This is a genomic window from Streptomyces sp. NBC_01750, assembly GCF_035918095.1.
GTDB lineage: Bacteria > Actinomycetota > Actinomycetes > Streptomycetales > Streptomycetaceae > Streptomyces.
In genome coordinates, this window is sequence record NZ_CP109137.1 from 2188522 (window position 1) to 2209838 (window position 21317).

A 21317-nucleotide genomic window follows, 5' to 3' on the forward strand; every position below is an offset into this window, starting at 1 on the left:
CCGCCATGGACACAGCATCGGGGCACGGGACTTCACTCCGGTGCGGTAGCCATCCACGGCAGGGCCCGGCGCCCCTCGCACCGAGGGGCGCCGGGCCCTGCCGCGTGCGACTGCCTTACAGGGCCGGGTAGTCGATGTAACCCTTGTCGTCACCGCCGAAGAACGTGGCCGTGTTCGGGGTGTTGTACGGGCCTTCGGCCTTGAGCCTGGCCGGCAGGTCCGGGTTGGCCAGGAACAGCGCGCCGAAGGCGAGGACGTCCGCGATGCCGTCCTCGATCAGCCCCAGCGCCCCGTGGTCGGTGGGGCCCTCGGTCGACGGGTTGAGGATGAAGGTGCCGCTGAATTGCTTGCGCAGCGCGAGCGTCACATCCCGGAAGCCCGGAGTCATCTCGACGACGTGCAGATAGCCGAGGCCCAGCGGCTCCAGCTCTTTGACCAGCGCGGGGTAGACCGCCTCGGTGTCCGTCTCGGCGATGTCGTTGTACGCGTTGCCGGGAGAGACCCGCAGCCCGGTCCGCTCGGCACCGATCTCGGCCACCACGGCCTTGGTCACCTCGACGGCGAAGCGGATGCGGTTCTCGACGGATCCGCCCCACTCGTCGGTGCGCAGGTTGGTGTTGGGGGCGAGGAACTGGTGGATGAGATAGCCATTGGCGCCGTGCAGTTCGACGCCGTCGAAGCCGGCCTCGATGGCGTTGCGGGACGCGTCGACGAACTCGCCGATGATGGCGCGTACTTCGTCGCCGGACAGCTCCCGCGGGGCGATGAAGTCCTTGGGGCCCTCCTGCGTGTAGAGCTGCCCGGCGGCGGCGACGGCGGAGGGGGCCACGCTGAGAAGTTCCTGGTCCGGCCAGAGCACCGGGTGGCCGATACGCCCGGCGTGCATGATCTGGGCGAAGATCTTGCCGCCCTTGGCGTGCACGGCGTCGGTGACCTTGCGCCACGCGGCGACCTGCTCGGCACTGTGCAGTCCCGGGGTGTTCGGGTAGCCGCGGCCGACGACCGAGGGCTGGATGCCTTCGGTGATGATCAGGCCGGCCGAAGCGCGCTGGCCGTAGTACTCGACGGTGGAGTCGGTGACGGTGAGTCCTTCGCCGAACGCCCGGCTGCGGGTCATGGGTGCCATGGCGATCCGGTTGCCGAGCTGGGTACCGGACAGGTCGATCGGGTCGAAGGCGGTGGTCATGGGAGCCCCCAAGATTTATGTGGTCGGCCAAGTAAATACGACGGGGGCCACTGTAGCGCATTACTTGGTCGGCCAAGTTAATATCTCTGTGAGTACTCTCAGTACCTCAAACCCGGAGGTCCGAGGAGGCCACGATGTCCGCCACATCCGCGGCGCAGACAGATCCTGTCTGTAGCGAGCTGCCCAGGGCCGCCCGCGGCGGCCCGGTCAGCCATGCCTTGTCCCGGGTCGCCCGACTCCACCGCATCGCCGCGGGCAAGCTGCTCAAGGGAGCCGGCCTCTACCCCGGTCAGGAGTTCCTGATGATGCGCCTGTGGGACGCCGGGCCCGTACGGCAGTCGGAGCTCATCAAGGCCGTCGACCTCGACCCCTCGACCGTCACCAAGATGCTCCAGCGCCTGGAACAGACCGGGCATGTACGCCGCTCCCCGGACCCGGACGACCGGCGCGCGGTGCTCGTCGAGGCCACGGACAACAGCTGCGCTCTGTTCACCGATGTGAAGGCCGCCTGGGGCGAGCTGGAGGAGCACACGCTCGCCGGGCTCGACGCGGACGAGCGCCGCGAGCTCACCCGGCTGCTCGCCAAGGTCGAGGCGAATCTCTGCACCGAGACCGAGGGCTGCCCCGACCCGGGCTCGGAGCTCCACGGCGGCCCGGGCGCACAGCCGGGCTGCTGATCTCGCACCCTCAGCCCGACAGGACGTCCAGCACCCGGTCCGCCTCGGCGGCGGAGTTGTAGAGGTGGAAGGCGGCGCGCAGATTTCCCGCCCGGTCCGCGACGATGACTCCCGCGCGGGCCAGCTCCGCGACGCGGTGGCCGAGCCCCGGGACGGCGACGATGCCGGACTCACCGGGCACCGGTTCATGGCCCAGCTCCGCCAGCCCCGCCCGGAACCGCCGGGCGAGCGAGGTGTTGTGGGCGTGTACGGCGTCGATTCCGGTCTCCTCCAGCAGCGCGAGTGACTGCTTCGCTCCGTGGTACGAGAGGAAAGCGGTGGGTTCGTCGAACCGGCGCGCGGAGTTCGCCAGTTCCTCGATCGGTCCGTATGTGGTCCCCCACAGCTCCTCGGCGGCGAAGGTCCCCGCGTGGATCGGCACCAGGGCCTCCTGCGCCTCCTCGGTCACGGTGAGGAAGGAGGCGCCGCGCGGACAGAGCAGGAACTTGAAGCCGCCGGTGACGGTGTAGTCCCACGCGCCCGCGTCAAGCGGCAGCCAGCCCGCCGACTGGCTGGCGTCGAGAAGCGTACGGGCGCCGTGCGCGGCCGCGGCGGCCCGGATGGCCCGCGTATCGGCGATCCGGCCGTCGGCCGACTGCACCGAGGAGAAGGCCACCAGCGCGGTGCCCGGACGCACCGCATCGGCCAGCTCGTCCAGCGGTGCGTACCGCAGCTTGAGATCCCCGCGCACCGTGAAGGGCGTGATGACCGAGGCGTACTCCCCCTCGGGGAAAAGGACTTCGGCGCCGGTCGGCAGCGAGCTCGCGATCAGTGCGACATGCACGGAGACCGAACCGCCGACGGCGACCCGCTCCTCGTCCACACCGGTGAGGCGTGCGAAGGACTGCCGGGCGGCGGTCACCTCCGAGTAGTCACCCGCGCCGCCCGGCCGCCCTGCCGCGAGCTCCTCGGCCAGCGCCGTGACGGCCGCGACGGTCCTGCTGGGCAGCAGCCCGCAGGTGGAGGTGTTCAGATACGTCGTGTCAGGCGCGAACTCGGCGCCACCCAGGGTCTCCATGGGATCACCCTGCGGTGCCCCCCAACGGCTGGTCAACCGCGAATTGTCGAGGGGAACCGCTCAGCAGCGCTCAAGCATGTGCTCCGGGCTGCGGAACCTCGCAGGAGCCGTCGGTGTCGCAGGCGGCCGCGTCCGCGCCGATCGGGGTGATCGCCCGGCCCTGCCACGCCTGCTCCAGCGCCTGGGTGAAGACCTCTGCCGGCTGGCCGCCGGAGACGCCGTAGCGCCGGTCGAGGACGAAGAACGGCACGCCGGTGGCGCCCAGCTCGGCTGCCTCGCGCTCATCCGCGCGTACCTCGTCGGCATACGCGTCCTCGTCGGCAAGGACCGCCCGGGCCTCGTCCGCGTCCAGACCGGCCTCCACGGCGAGCTCGAGGAGGGTCTCGGCGTCGAAGACGGACCGCTCCTCGGCGAAGTTCGCCCGGTAGGCGAGGTTCAGCAGCTCGTCCTGGCGGCCGCAGGCCCTGGCCAGGTGCAGCAGCCGGTGGATCTCGAAGGTGTTGCCGTGGTCGCGGCCCTCGGCACGGTAGTCGAGGCCCTCGGCGCGCGCGTTGGAAGCGACGTGTTCCTCCATCGACCGCGCTTCCTCGAGGGTGCGCCCGTACTTCTTCGCCAGCATGGGGATCACCGGGCCGGTCTCGCCCTTGGCGCGGTTCGGGTCGAGCTCGAAGGAGCGGTGCACCACCTCGACCTGGTCGCGGTGGGCGAAGGCCGCGAGACCCTGCTCGAAGCGTGCCTTCCCGATGTAGCACCAGGGACACCCATGGACCAACGGAGCCATATGGCCTCTGACCTGGGGTTTTGCCGGTTCTAGGTAACCGACTCCCTAGAAGAGGTCGCCATCTCCGACCGAACGGGACGCCCCATGGAACGCGACGACCTGCCAGCCCTGCGCGCGCTGGGATTCGAGGACAGCGAGCTGAAAGAGCTGAATCTCTGGACCCCTGCCACCGGCACCCCCGCTGATCTCGCTGAGATGTACGTCCGGCGCTCAAAGCAGAAGGACACCGTTAGCTCACTGAGGGAGCAGGTTCGCCGAATGTGTGCCCACGCTGCCCACGAGGGTAAGCGAATCCGCCACGTTTGGTTTGAGCAGAAGAGTGCTAGCAAGGCGTACGTTCGCCGCGAGGAATTCGACGGAGCAACAGCGGCAATCGTCGGCGCTGGTCTGTCCAAGACTCTGTACGTCTTCAAAACCTCCCGCCTGTCACGCCGGGGCATGGGCCAAGTCGGTCTGCTGCTGGATGCCCTGGAAGAGCGACAGGCGCGTATCTACGTCGTCGCCGAGAACATCGATTCGACGCGTAGCCGCATGATCCTGGCGATTCTCAGCGAGCAAGCGCGGGAGCAAGCGGCGGATATCTCGACGTTCACCAAACTGGGCATCGACTCGAACAAGGCTGAGGGCCGCTTTACCGGCGGAGTGACGCCGTACGGTCTGCGCTGTGTCGCTGGTTCCGGGAAGCTGTCTCACGACCCGCAGGAGTACGCCACAGCGCGCCGCATCGCTGAGTACCTACTCGACCGCAAAACGCCCGGCTGGATCGCTGACAGGCTCAACAGCGAGAAGGTGAAAACCCGCCACGGAAAGAAGTGGACGGGGCCCGGAATCATCAGCCTGGCGCACAGCGTGACTTGGGCTGGCCTGGTTGCCAACCGGGAAAAGTTGCTCGACGGGAACGGAAAGGATCTCGGTAAGTACCACCGTGGCGGTACTCCGCTGCTGAGCAAGGATGGTCACCCGATCTCGCTGGGAGAGGGAGTCATCACGTTCGCCGAGCACGTCAAGATTTCCGCCATTCTCGCCGGTCGTGCTCAGCCTGGTACCAGCATTGGCGACCGGACGCGAGGCAAGCGGGAAACCGTGGCACTTCTCAGCGGCACGCTTCGCTGCGGGCACTGTGGAGGACCCATGGCCAATGGCGGGGTGAACTACCGCTGTTATGCGCGGCAGGTCGAGGGTCCGTCATCCTGCAAGGGGGTTTCCACGGAGCGATCCCGCGCTGATGACGCTGTCTCCACGATGTGGATTAACCACGTGCTGAACCTGGCACCCACCTCGCCGGTTATCCGAGACATCGCGCGTGACTGGCTGGCGTATCAGGACCCTGAGGCGGAAGCGCGTAAGGCGCAAGCAAATGCGGCCCTGGAATCAGCGGTAGGGCGAGAGATGCAGCTCCGTAAGGAACGGTTCGTTCTCAACCGGATCAGCGAGGCTGATTACGAGTACCTGTGGCGGTCACTCAACGCCCAAATCGACTCACTGAAAGCAGAGTTGGCAGAACTGGCGCAAGAGGCTGACCTCACTCCGCTGATGGACCCTGAGGGCATTGCGGGACTCTGGCAAGGGGCAGGCATCAGCGGGCAGCGCGCACTACTGCGGGCAGCGCTAAAGGGTGTGACGCTGGCACCTGCGCGCTATCGCGGTGACCGAACGCCGATCCTTGACCGGCTGGACCCTGACTGGCGGGACAAAGACAGTAGCCAGGAAGACGCTGCGTGGGATGCCTGGGATGCCCGATGAGCCGCGCTGAGGCAGCCGATTGGGCTGCGGAGTACAACGCCCTGTCGGCCCGCTGGGAAGTCCTGAGCGCCCGCCTGACGGCCGAAGGGGAGTCGGTATTGATCCGGCAGCGTCTAGAGCGCGTCGAGGCCCTTATGGACGCGCTGATGGGGGACGTTGGGGCGCTTAGCCGCTAGACCAGCGAGACAGGCCCCGGTGTCCCAGTACGGATGCCGGGGCTTTCTGCTGCCCGCTGGTATCCGACTCGCTAGACCTACTTCGAGAGGGACGGCGCGCGGCGCTGATGACACTTAGCGTCAAATTGACGACAACGAGTAACCGACTCGCTAGATACACGGTGAGAGGGAAACGAACCGCCCCCCTTCCTCCTGCTGGTCTGTCAACAGGAAACCCGGTAGCCACGCGCTGTCGGGTTTTTTGTTGCCCATCAACTGAACCCAAACATGGAACGGAGACAGCGTGAATGCACGCGAAGTCGAAACCAGGATTAAGACCCTCGGTATCCGACGCAAGGAACTGCGGGCCCAACTCGCTGCCGTTGACAGCGAACTGAAGACGCTAATGCCCACAGCGCGCGGAGTCATGAGTCAGGAAGCAATCCGCGACGCCTGTGCACTGGGCATCCCCACAATCCGCCTTTGGACCCAGGGCGCCTAACCGGTCTGACAGACCATGAGAGGAAACACCCATGAACGGATACGAGCACTACCAGCGCGCCGAAGTACTGATGGCGCAGGCTACGCACACTGTGCGAAATTCCCTCAACGGGATGGACATGTGCCTTGTCAGCGACGAGGAGGCCAACCGGCTTTCCGCGCAAGCCCAGGTTCACGCAACGCTCGCACTCGCTGCCGCTACCGCTGACGCGACGAACTTCAAGCGCGACCTGTACGCAGGCAACGGACTTGAGTCCCCGGAGCGCGAAGCGCGCAAGCGCAGGGCAGCGGACAAGAGCGCATCTGCCGCCGCTGACTTTCTGCCGGATGGGGTCTGACGTTGACGACTTTCGATGACGCCTACTGGTCGCGCACGGCCAAAGCCCTAAACGTTAGCGTCGACGTGCGGCACACGAATTTCGCCAAGTTCGTTGCTGACCACTGCGCCGATCGTCTCAAGTTCGTTGAAGGGCTCGGCTGGTATCGCTGGGACGGAAAGGTGTGGGCGCCGACTGGCGACGATGGGGCAGCGCTCCAGGCAGTGACCGAAGCATCCAACGCACTGATTCAGCGCATGGTCGCCAGCGAGGATGACCGCTCATGGGGTGGCGCTGCGGTATCCAAGATGCTCAACGGGCGGGAACGCTCCGTCATGGTCCGCGAAATGACAGCGCTGCCGGAATTCCGGGCCACCGTCGACGACTTCGACAACGCCCGGCACCTGCTGACGTTCCAGAACGGAACCGTGGACTTGCGCACCGGCGAGATCCGGCCGCATGACCCTGATGACCGACTCACCTTCGCTGCGCTGGTCGACTACGACCCCGACGCTAAGGCCCCCCGCTGGGAACAGTTCATCGCTGAAGTCTTTCCGGGCAAGCCGGAGCTACAGCGGTACTACCAAGACTTCCTAGGCGTCTGCATCACGGGCGAAGTCAGGGACCACCTGCTAGGCGTCTGGTACGGCGCTCACGGCCGCAATGGCAAGGGCACGACGTCCGGACCATGCAGGCTGCGTTCGGCCCTCAGATCGTCCGTGAAGTCGATTTCGGGCTGTACGAGGGTGGCCGGGGTCGGGAGCCGCACACGGAGCAGATAGCCGCGCTGAGGGGTGCTCGCATGGTGGTTGCCCAAGAGGGCGAAGCCGAAGTGCCCATGAACACAGCGAGGCTGAAGAAGCACACGGGCGGCGACCGAATCCAGGCGCGCCACCTGTACGGCAAGGAATTCACGTTCGTTCCCACGTTCACGCTGGTACTGGCCACGAACCATCTGCCGGAGTTTGCAGCGGGCGGAGCAGCGCTATGGGCCCGAACTAAGGCCATTCTGTTTGGCGAGTCTTTCGCTGGCAGGGAGGACCCGGAGCTAGAGCCGACGATTCAAGGCGCGGAGCTGCAAGGCGTCGCCGCATGGATCGTTGAGGGCGCGAAGCGCTATTACACAGCGGGCAGGCTGTACGACATTGACGAGGTCCGCGAAGCAACTCAGCAGCACAAAGAGGCGGTCGACCCGCTGAAGGCGCTGGTTGGTGAGATCTTCGAATACGACGATGGCTACGAGATCTCGCGTACCGACTTCAATCGGCGGCTCAAGGAATGGTGCGCCGACAACGGCGACACCTCCGCCAAGTACAAGCCTGGCAGCGTCAAGAAGCAGCTTCTAAACCGTGGGGTCATCGAGCGACGATCCAAGGACGGTTGGAAGTACGCGGGGATTCGGTTCCCGGAGGACCGGGCCAGCGAGCGGCAGCAGACCGCTGATGGCGTTACGGACATCTTCGGACAGCAGCAAAGCGCGTAAGCAACAGCGGGCCGGAGGGGTGCACAAAAATCTTGCACCGGTCATAACTCCCTAACGTATATGGAGAGTTCCTACCGGTGTCAAAAAATTGTGCACCCTCTCCGCTCCACCGCAAACCGCAGCGCAAAGGGCGATGCCTGCCCCGCAGCGTGCTGACCTGCCCTGACACCCGAGCCGGCCAGAACCCTGACCGGCCATCAGATAGCTAACGCAACCCCCACCACCTACTGAAATGAGTATGTGCCATGCCCACCCCCGCTGACATCGCTAACCGCCCGCGCACTCGCCAGTCGCTTGAAGTCCTGATTACCGTCATGGCCGCCCGCCTGCTTGACGACGACGCACCAAAGGTCGAGGACATCCAGGCACTGTGCAATGTGACTGACTCGCTGGCCCGGCTGGTCAACGCGCAGGCTGCTTCTAAGGCCACCACGTATCGGCAGGCTGCCCGATGAGCGACCGCACAGCAGATGTATTCGACGCGCTGAGGGCCGTAACGGTCGACGACGAAGAGCGCTTCATATTCCGGGACACCCTCTGGCTGGTCGTAAATGCGTACCTGACCGGTGCCGGTAAGCCAACCGTCCCATTCGGCGCCTTTCTCGCTGTAGTTACTCACGCAGGGTTCCGCATGGACGAGCGACGCCTGTACGGGCTGACTAACCCCTGGTGGAGCAAGGCTCGCCAGACCAACAACGCGCGACAGCGCACCAACTAGGGAGAACCACCCATGACTGACATCACCATGTTCCCGCCGTCCGAGCTGCTTCCGCAGGCTGTCGCTGAGCTAATCGCCGAGCGCGACCTAACCCATGAGCGGCTGACTGATTTCGAGGACAAGTGGGCTGACGTCCTCGCTGAGAACTGGCGGGCTATCGCTGAGGGCAAGGACATTCGCAGCGCGATTGACGCTGTGGCCGAGGGGAAGGACGGGCTAAAAGGCACCAGCGAGGTGGCCAAGGCCCGGGATGCCCGCCCGCGAGTGGTCGGCGTACACCAGGCCCTCACCTCTGCCGTGCGAAACGCTGACAGGGCTGCTGTGGAGGCTTACCGGCCGGTGGCTGGCACTCTCCTGCCGGAGGCCATGAACGGCCTTCAGGCGGCCGCACAGCGCACCGAGGAGGCTTACCGCGCATTCCTCGCTGCCCGCGATGCTTTCGGCGCTGCAACGTCATTCGTCAACTACGTGCGTGCCTGGCAGGGTTCCGGCCGCCCGGACTACAACGACAGCGTTTGCAATCCGCAGTGCGCTGATGGTCTTGTGCCGAGCTTCACTGAGCCGATCGCTGAGATTCGCGAGGTACTGGGCAGCTTCAAGACGGCCCGCGAGCCTGACCCGCTGGTAACGGTCACGTTCGGTGACGGAAAGTCGATGGAGATACAGCGTTCGCAGGCTGTAGCGCTGGCAAGGTCTGCCAACAATGAAATCCGAATCGCTGAGGGTGACGCCTGATGTACCCGTACCAAATCAAGGCAGTGCAGCAGTCCGCAGCCCTGGCCAATTACCGGCGCGCGACTGAGCCCAAGCCTGCCGAGCTTGAGCCGTCGACGCCTGCCGTGCAGCCTTGGCCCGAGGGGCAGCTAACCCGCGCTGATCTCGACGGTATGAGCCCTGCGGACATTGTCAGCGCCAAGCGTGAGGGGCGGCTAGACGCTCTTCTGGGCCGCATGGACGGCGTCAGCGAGTAAGGCGCGCAGCGCACCCACCCACCTACTGAAATGAGTAGGTGACTACCACCCCTGGGGGCTGGCTGGCGTAATGCTGGTCGGCCCCCTCTTGCTGAACGGAGGGCAAATGCCCAACCCACTAATCATCCTCGCGCCGTACCTGGTGCCCACACGTGACCCTGAATACTGGGCTGCGCTCCGCATTGTTGAGGCATTGCTGACTGACCATCAGCCAGCCGCTGGTGACCTTTGGCATTTCGGTAACGATGCACCGCGCATTGCCCAGGTGATCGCAGCGCAAGTGCAGTTGCCTACTAACGCTGACCGCGCTGACGTCTATGCAGCGATCAATGATCTGTCCTCGCTGGTCGTCAACAGTGAGCGGTCACGGAGAGTGGGGGGTTCTTAAACGATCATGTGGGGACGAACAACGCGGGGGAGGGCCGAAAGAGATCTGCCCGGTTCAAAGACACGATGCCCAGTTCAGAAGGTGACGGAATGTGACCCTGTATTGCCGCACCTGCGGTGAGCGTAAGCCACACACAGAGTTTGTGCACCGCTCTCTACTGCCCGACCCGCGTGTTCCTCGCTGCGCTGACTGCTACCGGAAATACACCCGGCGGGACAAGCCACGCCGACACGACGACTGAAACTGAACACGTTCAAAACTAGCTGCCCTGGTCTTCCCCGGCGGGAGGGCCAGGGCTTTTCCATGAGGAGGCACAGCGTATGACAGACCGAATCAGCGTCAGACACAGCGACGCCACACGGGAGTACCTGGGTGACATCACGGCGGCTACCGGGGTGACAAGCGTCAGCGAGATAGTGACCAACTCGCTGCACCTGTACCGGGATTACCTGCGAATGAACCCGGGTGACCCGCTGCGGGTGACAGGGCACACGCATGGGTGACGACCGGCTGAAAGCCCTACTCGCGCTGTCAGACATGGAACTCTGCCGCCCGCTGTGGGAATGGCTGCCGGATCAGCGCAGAGACGTCATACGCGCCCGCGAGAGACGCCGCTTTGCCCGCTGGGTCCCCGAATCCCCAGAGGACGTGTACCAGCCGTCAGAGGCTCACACAGCCGTTCTTGAATTCGCGCCGACCGAATGACCAGAAGCCCCGTACTCGCTGCCTTCCTGGTGGCCGGTGCGGGGCTTCCGTGCGTTCGGCCCTGCCCGCTGGGGAGTTGCGCCCGTAGGCTTGCTGTATGGCTGAGCACCTGGGCGACCGGCTAGCGCGTCTGCGCCGTCTTGCTGATCTGACGCAAGAGGGGTTGGCGGAGCGCTCCGGCGTGTCCGTGGACGTAGTACGAAAGCTAGAGCAGCGACGGAAGCACAGCGCACGACTGCCGACCCTGCACGCGCTGTCTCGTGGGCTAGGGGTTGAGCTGACGGCGCTGCTGGGCGACCCGCCGGGAGTGCCCAGCAACGGCGACGCGGACCCCCCTCAGCTAGTCGCTGTGCGCCGCGCAATCTCACCCCCGCTGTTCGCCCCACCCCCGGAGCCGAACGGTGCTGAGCGGCTGTCCCTGGCGCTGCTCCGCCGCGAGATTGCTGACGGCTGGACCCTGTACCACGACGCCGAGTTCGGCCGCCTTATGGAAGTGCTGCCCGGCATCATCGCTGACGCTCGCTTCACTGCTGCTGTGGGCAATACCGACGAGAGAGCAGCGGGGCAGGCTGCGTTGGGTAAGGCGCTGCAATTGGGCGGACACCTTGCCATCCGTTTAGGCAAGACGGACCTTGCGCTGTCAGCTCTTGAGCGCGCCATGAATGCTGCGTCCGACTCTTCCGACCCGCTGCTAGCCCCGATGATCAGTAACTCTGTGGCTTGGAACTATCAGCGGCAGAACCGATTGGACGACGCGGAGCACCTTGCCGTTTACGCGGCTGATGGTGTCGAGAAGCAGCACGGGCAGACGGCTGAGGGGCTACGCGTATGGGGTGGACTGATCATGTCCGCTGCAACGTCTGCTGCCCGTTCCGGCGACTACGACACAGCGAACGACATGATGACCACAGCGGAGAATGCGACGCGACGCCTAGCCACGCTGCCCGCTCCGGCCGACAGCAAGATGGTTTCGGTCTTCAGTCGGTCGTCCGTACGAATTGAGCGTGTCCGGCTCGCTGTACAACATGCACGGCCGGAAGAGGCACTGAGCCTCGCAAAGGGAATGCGCCTGAGCGCCGATACTCCCCCTTCCTGGCGTACGTGGCTCTTGCTCGACGTAGCGCGGGCTCATGCCGACCTAGGGAACGCTGAGGGGGCTGTGAAGGCTCTTGAGCGGCTGCGGCAGATTGCCCCGGCATGGATGCGTCATCACACGCTCGCTGTGGCCATAGTCAGCGATCTGTGGGCAGGGCCGTCCCGTCCCCCTGGTTTGCGCAAACTCGCTGAGTTCCTGGGAGTCGCCAACTAGGCCGCAAAAGTAGGCCGTTCCGTCCCTGTAGTCCCTCATGGCATGGCGAGATCCTCAGCGCATCCGAGACACGGCGGAGGGTGCGAGCGATGGCGCGCAGTACGACCATGACAGCGGCAGTCCAATTAACGGAGCCCTCCCAGGAGAAGCCCATTCCCGTGCCTGGCTGCGACGTCTGCAAAGCGCTGGCAGGACAGTGGGGACAAGCGATAGAGGCAGGGTCTCCCGCGTACGACCCCTCGCACGCCACTGATCTGGCGGTGGAGATCAGACGGCACCCTCACGGAAGGGGGCAACGGTGACCCGCTCCGTACTGCGGTATGTCGCCCACGTGATCAGACACGTACCAGACGGCGGACTCACGGCGCTGATCACGTGCGTGGCGCATGGATGCGGTGACACCAGCGGACCCCGGGATGATGCCGACGACGCCCAGGATTGGGCCCTTGCCCACACTGGCCGGACCGGGCACGACCTGTTCCGCCGTGAGTACGTAGACCATGCCCGAGTGACCCGCGCCGAGTAGCCCCGGCCCGCTGAGCGACGGCAGCAAGACAGCTCAGCGAGTCGGAACCGGCCCCGTCTGTGACCTGCCCCCGTGGGTCATGGGCGGGGCTTTCTCTGGGTTCATCCCCGCTGGTCAGACCGCCCGCGATAACCTGGTGTTCCGTTGGTTCAAGGGCAGGCGATATCGCTCCAGATCTCGACGCGCATGCTCATTCTCTCCAGGGTTGTACGGGGCCGGGGCGCGGAGGCCTCCTCCGCTCCGGCGTCAACGTGCTGCGGGTGCGGCTCATTCCGCCGCGGGCGGCACTGTGAGGCGCAGCACGAGATGGGTGTCTGCGCGCGGCTCGTCCGGGTCGGGGAGCCAGCCGTGGTACGCGTAGAAGGCCTGCGCGCGCCTGTTGTGCTCGAAGACCTCGAGGCGGGCGGTGCGGACCCCGGCGCGCTGCCAGGCCTGGACGCAGGCGGCGTGCAGGGCGGTGCCGATGCCGTCGCGCCACCGCTTGGGGTCCACATGGAGCTGGGTGAGTGTCATGACCGTACCGACCTCGCGGAAAGCGGCGGCTCCGGCGACGGTCCCGTCCTTCTCGGCGCAGAGCACCGCCCCGCGCTCGATGGCGGTGGCCCAGCCCGCGCGGGTGCGGGCGTGCTCGGCGTGGCCGTCGAAGGCGTCGTCCGGGAGATGGCCGCGGTAGTAGCTCGCGCGGGCCTCGGCGTGGAGGGCGGCGATGGCGTCCAGGTCGGCGGGAACGGCTGTTCTGATCACGGTGGTGGTGACGCCGGGAGATCAGCCGGCGGTTGCGGTCCGGCTGAGGAGGCGCTCGGTGGGCGCTCGGTGTGCGGCCGACGCGGTGCCGGATGTGCCGGCGCGGCGAGTCAGCCGTGCCGAGGCCGCCGGCGCGGGCGGGCTGTTCCATCGGCAGGGCGGTGGTCTCGAGGAGTTGGCGGGCACGCTCGATGCGCCGGTGGAGCAGTCACTGCTGGGTCTCCGCATGCGGCCGGGCGCCGCCCGGTTTCCGGGCGGTCCAGGCGCGGGCCCGGATCCGGGCCCGGGGCCCCACGGTCGGCAGTCCGCCCTCAGCTGCCGTCGCGCAGTCCCTCGGGCCAGCCCGCGCGGAACTCGATCCGGTCGAACGTCACCACACAGCCCTCACCCACCGGGGACTGTGCCAGGAAGCCCACGAGCGCGGCCCCGGCCTGCTCCTCCGTCCCGAGGGCGAAGATCCGCACGAAGGTCCAGTGCTCGCCGTCCGTCGAGGCGTGGAAGGCGAAGGCCTTGCCCGTCCGGCTGATCCGCAGCCATGCGCTGCCCGCCACCTCGAAGGAGTTGGCGTCGTCGGAGTGGCCGCGGGTGACGACCGTGCAGATGGTGGGCTTGTCCGGGGAGAGCTCCAGGCAGAGCTTGGCCCACTCCCGCTCGCCGACGTGCAGATAGAGCACGCCGGCGTCGAAGGCCGCGGCGAAGCCGACGGTGACCCGCGCGATGAGCTGGAAGTCGCCCTCCGGCGAACCGAGCAGGCGTGGCGCGTCGGAGGCGGGTTCCAGCGCCTCGCCGGCGGGCGGTACGAAGCGGTCCTGCCTGGCTCCCGCCCAGCCGGTCAGCACCCCTTTCTCGTAGGACCAGTTGGCCTCGGGGCCGTAGGAGCGCAACGGGAAAGGGAGTTCGGGCAGGTCGATGGGCTCGGTCACGGACTCAGCTTCGCGGAGTCTCGAGGCGGCCGTCCACCCGGCGCGGCAGCCCCAGCGGGTTTTCGTCGCGCAGTTCGGGCGGGAGCAGCGCGCCGGGCGTCGTCTGGTACGTGACCGGGCGCAGCCAGCGCTCGATCGCGGTGGCCCCGACCGAGGTGGAACCGGAGGTGGAGGCCGGGTAGGGGCCGCCGTGGTGCTGGGCGGGGGCGACGGCGACACCGGTCGGCCAGCCGTCGACCAGGATGCGGCCCGCGAGCGGGGTGAGTTCGGCGAGCAGCTCCGCGCCCCGGCCCTCGCCCGCGGCCTCGCTGTCGGAGAGGTGCAGGGTGGCGGTGAGGTTGCCGGGCAGCCGGCCGAGGACTCCGGTGATCTCGGCCTCGGACTCGTACCGCGCGACGACGGTTACCGGGCCGAAGCACTCCTCGAGCAGCAGATCGTGCGGCCCTTCGGCAGCCAGCAGCCGAGCCGGTACGGAGAGGAAGCCGGCGCTCACGGTGTGATCGCCGCCCGCGCCGGGGGTGATCGGGGCCTCCACCCCCGGCAGTTCGGCCCGGTCGCGTACTCCCGCGACGAAGGCGTCGCGCATCCGGTGGTCGAGCATCACGCCGGGCTCGGTCTCGCTGACCGCCGCCGTCAGGGACTTGAGCAACCGGTCGCCCGCGTCGCCGGCGGGAGCGAGCACAAAGCCGGGCTTGGTGCAGAACTGGCCCTCGCCCAGGGTCATCGAGCCCGCGAGCCCGGCGCCGAGCTGCTCGGCCCGCTCCCCGGCGGCCGCTTCGGTGATCACAACGGGGTTGAGGGAGCCGAGCTCACCGTGGAAGGGGATGGGGGCGGGCCTGGCGGCCGCGGCGTCGAAGAGCGCACGCCCGCCGCGTACGGATCCGGTGAAGCCTGCGCCCGCGACCAGCGGGTGCCTGACCAGCTCGACGCCCGCCTCGAAGCCGTGGACGAGGGTGACGACGTCTTCGGGCACGCCGACCTGGTGGGCCGCCCTGCGCAGTACGGAGGCGCACAGTTCGGAGGTGCCGGGATGGTCGGGGTGGGCCTTGACGACGACCGGGCAGCCGGCCGCCAGCGCGCTCGCGGTGTCGCCACCGGGTACGGAGAAGGCGAGCGGGAAGTTGCTGGCGGCGTAGACGGCGACGACGCCCAGCGGGATCTTGAAGCGGCGCAGATCGGGCCATGGCGGCGTACGGCTGCCGTCGGCGTGGTCGATGTGGATGTCGAGGAAGGCGCCCGCGTCCACGACCTCGGCGAAGGCCCGCAACTGAGCGGTGGTGCGCGCGAGTTCACCGGTGAGGCGGGTGGGACCGAGCGCGGTCTCCGCGTCGGCGGCCTCGATGACATGCTCACCGGCCTCGTCGAGGAGGTCGGCGGCGGTGCGGAGCAGACGCGCGCGTACACTCCGGTCGGCGAGTGCGGGGCGGGCGGCGTGCGCGGCGCGGACCGCGAGGTCGATCTCCTCAGGTGATGACTCGATCGCAACCTGCTCACGCGGGTTCCCGGTTCGGGGGTCGACACTCCAGACTGGTGCTGCTGCCACCGCGGCTTCCTTCCCGGTCTTCTGCCATCCAGCAGGATTTGTTCGGTATTCTGAACAGTGTTCCTGATGATGAATATATGGGGACTCTATTTCCGGGCGTTCTGCTCGGTCAAGAAGGGGCGAAGAGCAATGTCAACTGCGGATTCCGGTGGAGCTCAGGTCAAGTCCGCGGTGCGGACGGTGGAATTGCTCGAATACTTCGCGGGGCGTCCCGGCATGCATTCCCTCGCCGCGGTCCAGGAGGCCGTCGGCTACCCCAAGTCCAGCCTCTACATGCTGCTGCGCACCCTGGTCGAGCTCGGCTGGGTGGAGACGGACGCGACGGGCACGCGGTACGGCATCGGTGTGCGCGCCCTGCTGGTGGGCACCTCCTACATCGACGGCGACGAGGTGGTCGCGGCCGCCCGCCCCACCCTGGACCGGCTCTCCGACGACACCACCGAGACCATTCACCTCGCCCGGCTCGACGGCACCAACGTCGTCTATCTCGCCACCCGTCAGTCGCAGCACTATCTGCGCCCCTTCACCCGCGTCGGCCGCCGGCTGCCCGCCCACTCCACCTCGCTGGGCAAGGCTCTGCTCGCCACCCACAGCGACGAGCAGGTGCGCAAGATGCTGCCGGAAACCATGGCGCCGCTGACCGAGCACACCATCACCGACCGGGAGAGGCTCATCGAGGAGCTGCACCTCATCCGTGAGCAGGGCTACGCCGTGGACCGCGAGGAGAACACCCTCGGGCTGCGCTGCTTCGGCATCGCCATCCCGTACCGCACCCCGGCGCGGGACGCCATCAGCTGCTCGGTGCCGGTGGCCCGGCTGACCCCCGGCCATGAGCAGATGATCAAGGACGCGCTCTTCGACGCGCGCGACCGGCTGACGCTGGCGACCCGGAGGCTCTGAATGCCCCGCAGATCGCGCTGCGCGAAGTGAACGACAGCGATCTGCCGGTCGTCACCGGCACTGACCGGGGCTTCGCCCACGTACCTGGTGCGGAGACCGCCGAGGCGCTTCTCACCCTGGCGGGCCGATCCGTCTCCACCGCACGGCGGAGGGGGATCGTCGCAGCGCAGGAGGTGCGGGGAGGCCGGGTCCCGGAGCGTTGTCGTCATGACAGAGACACCGCTCACTCCCGCTCTCCCGGTCACGGATCCGGCAGGCCCCGGACGGACCCGCACCGTGGTGTGCGCCGTCGCGATCGCCTCCTGCGTCCCGTATCTCTCGCTCAAGACCGCCTGGATAGCCGGCAGCCGGATCGGCATCCCGGACGGCAGCGTGCTGCTCGAGCACCGCGCTCTGATGGCCGTCGCCAACAGCGTCACCGTCCTGATGGACGGCGCCGTCATCGTCCTCGCGCTACTGCTCACCCAGGCCTGGGGCCGCCGCGTCCCCGCCTGGCTGCCGGCCGTGCCCCTGTGGATCGCGGGCGGCCTGCTCCTCCCGATCATGGTCGGCTTCCCGGTCCAGCTGCTGACCCACGCCTTCACCGGCGCCCCGTCCCGGCGGGCCGGGGACAAGCCCTTCCTCGACGAGTGGGTCTTCGGGGTCGTCTACACCGGCTTCATCGTCCAGGGCCTGGCCCTTGGAACACTCTTCGTGCTGTACGCGCGTGAGCGCTGGAGCCATGTGTGGCGGGGCCGGGTCTGGGACCTGCCCACCGCAGCCACCGGGCGGACACTGAAGGTGACCGCTGTGACCGCCGCCGTACTCGCGCTCTTCCCCGCCACGATGCGCCTGCTGTGGGCGTGCGGCGCGACGACCGGTCTCTCCGCGACGCGGATCGAGCAGCGTACGGCCGACTTCTACGTGCTCGAAGGGATCAGCGCCCTCTTCGTGGCCGTGGCGGTGACCGGGGTGCTGCTGATCGCCTTCCGCCGGGGCCGCGCGCTGCCGCTGAGGACGCCGCTGGCCATGGCCTGGCTCGGCTCGGGCGCGGTGGGCTGCTGGGGCGTCTGGCTGCTGATCGCGGCAGTGCTGCCGGGGGGCGAAGAAGGCGAGCGGGCCTCGGGGTTGATGGCCCTGACCTACGCTGTGGGCGTGATCGTCGGTCTGCTCGTCGTCACCGGCACCGTCTCCTTCCTGCGGCGGCGCGGCGCGTGAAGAGAGTCCTCGGGGCGCTGTTCGGTGCGCGGGCCAGGCTGCGCTGGCTCCATCTGATCCTGGGCGGCGCGCTGTTGATGCCGTACTGGCTCCTCGGCACCGTGGTCGTCGGCCCACTCGTCGACGCGAAGGGCATGTTCTCCAACTCCCTGCCGCTCCAGTTCGGCGCCTACGGCATCGCCCTCCCGATAGCCGCGGCCACGGCACTGTTCCCGCTGGCCAGGCCGCTTTCGGTGGCGGCGGCCCGGGCGCTGTGCGGAGTACCGGCGGATCGGTTCGCGGACGGCCCGGCACGCTCCGGGGCCGCGCGCGTGCGGACCTCGGGGTGGTTCACGCTGCATGTGGGGCTCGGCGCCCTGATCAGCGGTGCGTCCCTGGCGCTGCCGCCGTTCGCGGTGACACTGATCGCGCTGCCGCTCTCCGCCGGGCTGCGGGACTTGATGATGGTGCCCGACCACCTCGACCACCCGTGGGCGCTGGCCCTGGCACCGCCGGCCGGGATCGCCATGCTGGTGGCGCTCGCGGGCTGCGCCGCGGCGGCCGGGGCCCTGCTGGCCCGCCAGGCCCCGGTGCTGCTCGGGCCGAGCCCCGCGGACCGGCTGGCCGCCGCGGAGCGGCGGGCGACGGAGCTGGCCGAGCGCAACCGCCTCGCCCGCGAGCTGCACGACTCGGTCGGCCATGCGCTGAGTGCCGTCACGCTGCAGGCGGGCGCGGCCCGCAAGGTCCTGGACAGCGATACGGAGTTCGTACGGGAAGCGCTGGCCGCGATCGAGGAGACCACCCGGCGGACCGTGGGCGAACTCGACTCCGTACTGGGCCTGTTGCGCCGGTCCGACGAACGCGAAGGTGCCGCCGCCGGACAGGTCACCGGACCGGCCCTGGACACCCTGGACGGTCTGCTCGACCGCAGCGGTGTTCCCGTCTCGCTCACCACCGACGGCGATCTGGCCGCTGTCCCCGCGCTCGTCTCGCGCGAGGCGTACCGCATCGTCCAGGAGGGGCTGAGCAATGCTCTGCGCCATGCCGGAGCGTGCCCGGTATCCCTGTGGATCGTCCTGAGCGGCGAGGAGTTGGAGATCACGATGGAGAATCCGCTGCCCGGCAGGGCCCCGGTCATCCGCCCGGGAGGCGGCCGCGGAGTGCGCGGTATCGCCGAGCGGGCCGCCCTGCTCGGCGGACACGCGCAGGCGGGCCCGCGGGACGCGGTGTGGCGGCTCTCGGCCCGGCTCCCGCTGGCGGGCCGCCGATGAGCGCGATCCGGGTGGTCATCGCCGACGACGAGCGGATGGTCCGTACGGCACTGCGCGTCATCCTCGAGGCCGAGCCCGATCTGGAGGTCGTCGGCGAGGCGGCCACGGGCGCGGAGGCAGTGTCGGTGGCCCGTGAGCTGCGGCCCGACGTGGTGCTGATGGATGTCCGGATGCCGGAGATCGACGGCATCCGGGCCACCGAGCAGATCCTGGGCTCGCCGGCTGCCTCCGGCGGGAGGACCCCGTTGAGGATCGTGGTGGTGACGACGTTCGAGAACGACTCCTATGTGTACGACGCACTGCGGGCCGGAGCGGCCGGATTCCTGCTCAAGCGCGCCGCGGCCGAGGACCTGGTCCAGGCGGTCCGGCTGGTCGCCCGGAGCGACTCGCTGCTCTTCCCGGCCGCCGTGCGTTCGCTGGCCGCCGAGTACGGCCGCAGCCGGCCCGCGGCTCCGCCGCCGTGGGCGGCGCGGCTGACCGGGCGCGAGGCCGATGTACTGCGGTTGATGGCCAAGGGCCTGACCAACGCGGAGATCGCCGGACGGATGGGCGTAGGACCTGCGACGACGAAGACCCATGTGGCGTCGGTGCTGGCGAAGACGGGCGCCCGGGACCGTACGCAGGCGGTGATCGCGGCGTACGAGTCGGGCTTCATCTCGCCGCGGTGAGGCCCGTCCGCCGCCACTCCGGATGAAGAATTCATGAGAAACCGGGCAGACAGGGAACGTCACGCTCCGCCCCGTTCGTCTCTTCTGCGGGATGAACAAGACGATCAGGAATGCCGCGGTCTTCAGCCTGCTGCTGGTGCTCGCCCTGCTGCTGCGGGCGACCTGGGTCCAGGCGTACAAAGGCCGGGCGCTCGCGGACGACGACCACAACCGGCGGAAGATCATCGCGCAGTACGCGCAGCCGCTCGGCGACATCATCGTGGCCGGATCACCGGTCACCGGCTCGAAGAGGACGGCGGGTGATGATCTCGCGTACAAGCGCACCTACACCCACGGCTCGCTGTACTCGGCCGTCACCGGCTACAGCTCGCAGGCGTACGGAGCCACGCAGCTCGAAGGCATCTACAGCGAGGTCCTGGACGGGACCGACAGCCGGCTGAAGAACCCGGTCGACGCGCTCACCGGGAAGCAGCAGGAGCCCGGCGATGTGGTGACGACCATCGACCCGGCGGTGCAGAAGGCCGGCTTCCGGGCGCTCGGCGACACCAAGGGCGCGGCCGTCGCCATCGACCCCAAGACCGGGAAGATCCTGGGAATGGTCAGCACGCCCTCGTACGACCCGTCGAAGATCAGCGGGACGACGGACGGTGACGCCTGGCAGAAGCTGCTCGCGGACCAGGACAAGCCGCTGGTCAACCGGGCGCTGCGACAGCCGCTGCCGCCCGGCTCGACGTTCAAGCTGGTCGTCGCGGCGGCGGCGCTGGAAGACGGCCTCTACGGCTCGGCCGACGAGAAGACCGAGAGCCCGAATCCCTACACACTGCCCGGCACGCGCACGGTGCTGGAGAACGAGAACACCGCCGCGCCCTGCGAGAACGCCTCCATCCGCACGGCACTGCAGTACTCCTGCAACAACGTCTTCGGGAAGATGGCCGCCGATCTCGGGCAGGACAAGGTCAGGTCGATGGCGGAGAAGTTCGGCTTCAACGACACGACGCAGGACGTGCCGGTGCGGGCCTCGGCGAGTCTGTATCCGACGGGCATGGACAAGGCGCAGACGGCGCTGTCGGGCATCGGCCAGTTCGATGTGACCGCGACGCCACTGCAGATGGCCATGGTCTCTGCGGCGATCTCCAACGACGGCGTACTGGAGTCGCCGCACATGGTCTCCAAGGTCGTCGACGCGGACAACGACACACTGCAGTCCTTCGAGGACGAGAAGTCGCAGCGGATCGTCTCCTCCTCGACCGCCGAACAGCTGCGCAGCGCGATGGTGACGGTCGTGAACGAGGGCACCGGGACCAACGCCAAGGTCGACGGGGCCGAGGTGGGCGGCAAGACGGGCACCGCGCAGCACGGCGAGAAGAACAGCAAGACGCCGTACGCCTGGTTCACCTCGTACGCAAAGGCCGACACCGGCAAGGAGGTCGCGGTCGCCGTGATGATCGAGGATTCGGGCGCGGCCCGCTCGGAGGTCAGCGGCAACAGTCTGGCCGCGCCGATCGCGCAGAAGATGATGGCGGCCGCCCTGGAGTGAGGAGCGGGGACGCTCACCCCCGGGGCGGGTGCTGCCTG

At 67.9% G+C, this 21317-nt stretch carries 22 protein-coding genes and 1 pseudogene; 16 read left to right on the forward strand and 7 right to left on the reverse strand.

The genetic code is table 11. The features are described from left to right. Positions 1-115: 115 nt before the first annotated feature. Positions 116-1186, reverse strand: a complete 1071-nt coding sequence (locus tag OG966_RS09905) for an alkene reductase (RefSeq protein WP_326649102.1) — start codon at positions 1184-1186, stop codon at positions 116-118. Positions 1187-1320: 134 nt separating this feature from the next. Between OG966_RS09905 and OG966_RS09910 the strand changes: the two genes are divergently transcribed. Further along, positions 1321-1863 (forward strand): MarR family winged helix-turn-helix transcriptional regulator, encoded by a 543-nt coding sequence (locus OG966_RS09910; protein WP_326649103.1) that lies wholly within the window; start codon positions 1321-1323, stop codon positions 1861-1863. A gap of 10 nt (positions 1864-1873) precedes the next feature. Here the strand turns inward: OG966_RS09910 and OG966_RS09915 are convergent, their stop codons facing one another. Further along, positions 1874-2920: an aminotransferase class V-fold PLP-dependent enzyme gene (locus tag OG966_RS09915; protein ID WP_326649104.1), complete on the reverse strand. Its 1047-nt coding sequence runs from the start codon at positions 2918-2920 to the stop codon at positions 1874-1876. Between the two features lie 70 nt (positions 2921-2990). Further along, positions 2991-3701, reverse strand: a complete 711-nt coding sequence (locus OG966_RS09920; protein WP_326649105.1) for a DsbA family oxidoreductase — start codon at positions 3699-3701, stop codon at positions 2991-2993. 84 nt (positions 3702-3785) lie between these two features. Here OG966_RS09920 and OG966_RS09925 point away from each other — a divergent pair, with 84 nt between their 5' ends. The 10 genes from OG966_RS09925 (at position 3786) to OG966_RS40775 (ending at position 12517) form a co-directional block, all read left to right on the forward strand. Further along, positions 3786-5444 carry a recombinase family protein gene (locus OG966_RS09925; protein ID WP_326649106.1) on the forward strand — a complete coding sequence of 553 codons (1659 nt, stop codon included), beginning with the start codon at positions 3786-3788 and terminating at the stop codon, positions 5442-5444. A gap of 688 nt (positions 5445-6132) precedes the next feature. Further along, positions 6133-6438, forward strand: a complete 306-nt coding sequence (locus OG966_RS09930; RefSeq protein WP_326649107.1) for a hypothetical protein — start codon at positions 6133-6135, stop codon at positions 6436-6438. 2 nt (positions 6439-6440) lie between these two features. After that, the gene (locus OG966_RS09935) at positions 6441-7199 is read left to right on the forward strand and encodes a hypothetical protein (protein WP_326649108.1); all 759 of its coding nucleotides are present in this window, start codon (positions 6441-6443) and stop codon (positions 7197-7199) included. Positions 7200-7219: 20 nt separating this feature from the next. Beyond that, positions 7220-7900, forward strand: a complete 681-nt coding sequence (locus OG966_RS09940; protein WP_326649109.1) for a hypothetical protein — start codon at positions 7220-7222, stop codon at positions 7898-7900. Between the two features lie 245 nt (positions 7901-8145). Then, on the forward strand, positions 8146-8355 hold the full coding sequence (locus tag OG966_RS09945; RefSeq protein ID WP_326649110.1) for a hypothetical protein: 210 nt from the start codon (positions 8146-8148) through the stop codon (positions 8353-8355). Beyond that, entirely contained in the window at positions 8352-8618 is a 267-nt protein-coding gene (locus OG966_RS09950; RefSeq protein WP_326649112.1) for a hypothetical protein, read from the forward strand. The genes OG966_RS09945 and OG966_RS09950 overlap by 4 nt, the downstream gene beginning before the upstream one ends. A 12-nt stretch (positions 8619-8630) precedes the next feature. Then, the gene (locus OG966_RS09955; protein ID WP_326649113.1) at positions 8631-9353 is read left to right on the forward strand and encodes a hypothetical protein; all 723 of its coding nucleotides are present in this window, start codon (positions 8631-8633) and stop codon (positions 9351-9353) included. A 944-nt stretch (positions 9354-10297) separates the two neighbouring features. Further along, positions 10298-10480 (forward strand): hypothetical protein, encoded by a 183-nt coding sequence (locus OG966_RS09960; protein WP_326649114.1) that lies wholly within the window; start codon positions 10298-10300, stop codon positions 10478-10480. 299 nt (positions 10481-10779) lie between these two features. Next, positions 10780-11991: a helix-turn-helix domain-containing protein gene (locus OG966_RS09965; RefSeq protein WP_326649115.1), complete on the forward strand. Its 1212-nt coding sequence runs from the start codon at positions 10780-10782 to the stop codon at positions 11989-11991. 298 nt (positions 11992-12289) lie between these two features. After that, entirely contained in the window at positions 12290-12517 is a 228-nt protein-coding gene (locus OG966_RS40775; protein ID WP_442806677.1) for a DUF7848 domain-containing protein, read from the forward strand. Between the two features lie 267 nt (positions 12518-12784). On the opposite strand, the gene OG966_RS09970 is transcribed toward OG966_RS40775, so the two are convergent. The 4 genes and pseudogenes from OG966_RS09970 to OG966_RS09985 all read right to left on the reverse strand — a co-directional run bounded on the left by OG966_RS09970 (position 12785) and on the right by OG966_RS09985 (position 15727). Further along, on the reverse strand, positions 12785-13261 hold the full coding sequence (locus OG966_RS09970) for a GNAT family N-acetyltransferase (protein WP_326649116.1): 477 nt from the start codon (positions 13259-13261) through the stop codon (positions 12785-12787). A gap of 52 nt (positions 13262-13313) precedes the next feature. Continuing rightward, positions 13314-13469 (reverse strand): annotated as a pseudogene (locus OG966_RS09975) (AraC family transcriptional regulator); the annotation flags it as partial. Positions 13470-13572: 103 nt separating this feature from the next. Continuing rightward, entirely contained in the window at positions 13573-14184 is a 612-nt protein-coding gene (locus tag OG966_RS09980; RefSeq protein WP_326649117.1) for a DUF1349 domain-containing protein, read from the reverse strand. A 4-nt stretch (positions 14185-14188) separates the two neighbouring features. Then, entirely contained in the window at positions 14189-15727 is a 1539-nt protein-coding gene (locus tag OG966_RS09985; RefSeq protein WP_326649118.1) for an aldehyde dehydrogenase (NADP(+)), read from the reverse strand. Positions 15728-15856: 129 nt separating this feature from the next. Between OG966_RS09985 and OG966_RS09990 the strand changes: the two genes are divergently transcribed. The 5 genes from OG966_RS09990 to OG966_RS10010 all read left to right on the forward strand — a co-directional run bounded on the left by OG966_RS09990 (position 15857) and on the right by OG966_RS10010 (position 21279). Continuing rightward, the gene (locus OG966_RS09990) at positions 15857-16627 is read left to right on the forward strand and encodes an IclR family transcriptional regulator (RefSeq protein WP_326649119.1); all 771 of its coding nucleotides are present in this window, start codon (positions 15857-15859) and stop codon (positions 16625-16627) included. 207 nt (positions 16628-16834) lie between these two features. Next, positions 16835-17824: a hypothetical protein gene (locus OG966_RS09995; protein WP_326649120.1), complete on the forward strand. Its 990-nt coding sequence runs from the start codon at positions 16835-16837 to the stop codon at positions 17822-17824. Next, a complete protein-coding gene (locus OG966_RS10000; RefSeq protein WP_326649121.1) occupies positions 17821-19074 on the forward strand; it encodes a sensor histidine kinase in 1254 nt (417 codons plus the stop codon). The genes OG966_RS09995 and OG966_RS10000 overlap by 4 nt, the downstream gene beginning before the upstream one ends. Next, on the forward strand, positions 19071-19742 hold the full coding sequence (locus OG966_RS10005; RefSeq protein WP_326649122.1) for a response regulator transcription factor: 672 nt from the start codon (positions 19071-19073) through the stop codon (positions 19740-19742). Before OG966_RS10000 ends, OG966_RS10005 begins: the two co-directional genes overlap by 4 nt. Before the next feature lie 91 nt (positions 19743-19833). Further along, complete coding sequence (locus OG966_RS10010) at positions 19834-21279, forward strand: peptidoglycan D,D-transpeptidase FtsI family protein (RefSeq protein ID WP_326649123.1); 1446 nt, start codon at positions 19834-19836, stop codon at positions 21277-21279. Positions 21280-21317 lie beyond the last annotated feature (38 nt).

Bases quoted from the DNA above. Each gene is read 5' to 3' on its own strand.
- OG966_RS09915 (WP_326649104.1), bottom strand. From the start codon at position 2,920: ATGGAGACCCTGGGTGGCGCCGAGTTCGCGCCTGACACGACGTATCTG.
- OG966_RS09910 (WP_326649103.1), top strand. From the start codon at position 1,321: ATGTCCGCCACATCCGCGGCGCAGACAGATCCTGTCTGTAGCGAGCTG.
- OG966_RS09950 (WP_326649112.1), top strand. From the start codon at position 8,352: ATGAGCGACCGCACAGCAGATGTATTCGACGCGCTGAGGGCCGTAACG.
- OG966_RS09965 (WP_326649115.1), top strand. From the start codon at position 10,780: ATGGCTGAGCACCTGGGCGACCGGCTAGCGCGTCTGCGCCGTCTTGCT.
- OG966_RS10010 (WP_326649123.1), top strand. From the start codon at position 19,834: ATGAACAAGACGATCAGGAATGCCGCGGTCTTCAGCCTGCTGCTGGTG.
- OG966_RS09930 (WP_326649107.1), top strand. From the start codon at position 6,133: ATGAACGGATACGAGCACTACCAGCGCGCCGAAGTACTGATGGCGCAG.
- OG966_RS09945 (WP_326649110.1), top strand. From the start codon at position 8,146: ATGCCCACCCCCGCTGACATCGCTAACCGCCCGCGCACTCGCCAGTCG.
- OG966_RS09940 (WP_326649109.1), top strand. From the start codon at position 7,220: ATGGTGGTTGCCCAAGAGGGCGAAGCCGAAGTGCCCATGAACACAGCG.
- OG966_RS09960 (WP_326649114.1), top strand. From the start codon at position 10,298: ATGACAGACCGAATCAGCGTCAGACACAGCGACGCCACACGGGAGTAC.
- OG966_RS09955 (WP_326649113.1), top strand. From the start codon at position 8,631: ATGACTGACATCACCATGTTCCCGCCGTCCGAGCTGCTTCCGCAGGCT.
- OG966_RS09990 (WP_326649119.1), top strand. From the start codon at position 15,857: ATGTCAACTGCGGATTCCGGTGGAGCTCAGGTCAAGTCCGCGGTGCGG.
- OG966_RS10005 (WP_326649122.1), top strand. From the start codon at position 19,071: ATGAGCGCGATCCGGGTGGTCATCGCCGACGACGAGCGGATGGTCCGT.
- OG966_RS09920 (WP_326649105.1), bottom strand. From the start codon at position 3,701: ATGGCTCCGTTGGTCCATGGGTGTCCCTGGTGCTACATCGGGAAGGCA.
- OG966_RS09925 (WP_326649106.1), top strand. From the start codon at position 3,786: ATGGAACGCGACGACCTGCCAGCCCTGCGCGCGCTGGGATTCGAGGAC.
- OG966_RS09995 (WP_326649120.1), top strand. From the start codon at position 16,835: ATGACAGAGACACCGCTCACTCCCGCTCTCCCGGTCACGGATCCGGCA.
- OG966_RS09905 (WP_326649102.1), bottom strand. From the start codon at position 1,186: ATGACCACCGCCTTCGACCCGATCGACCTGTCCGGTACCCAGCTCGGC.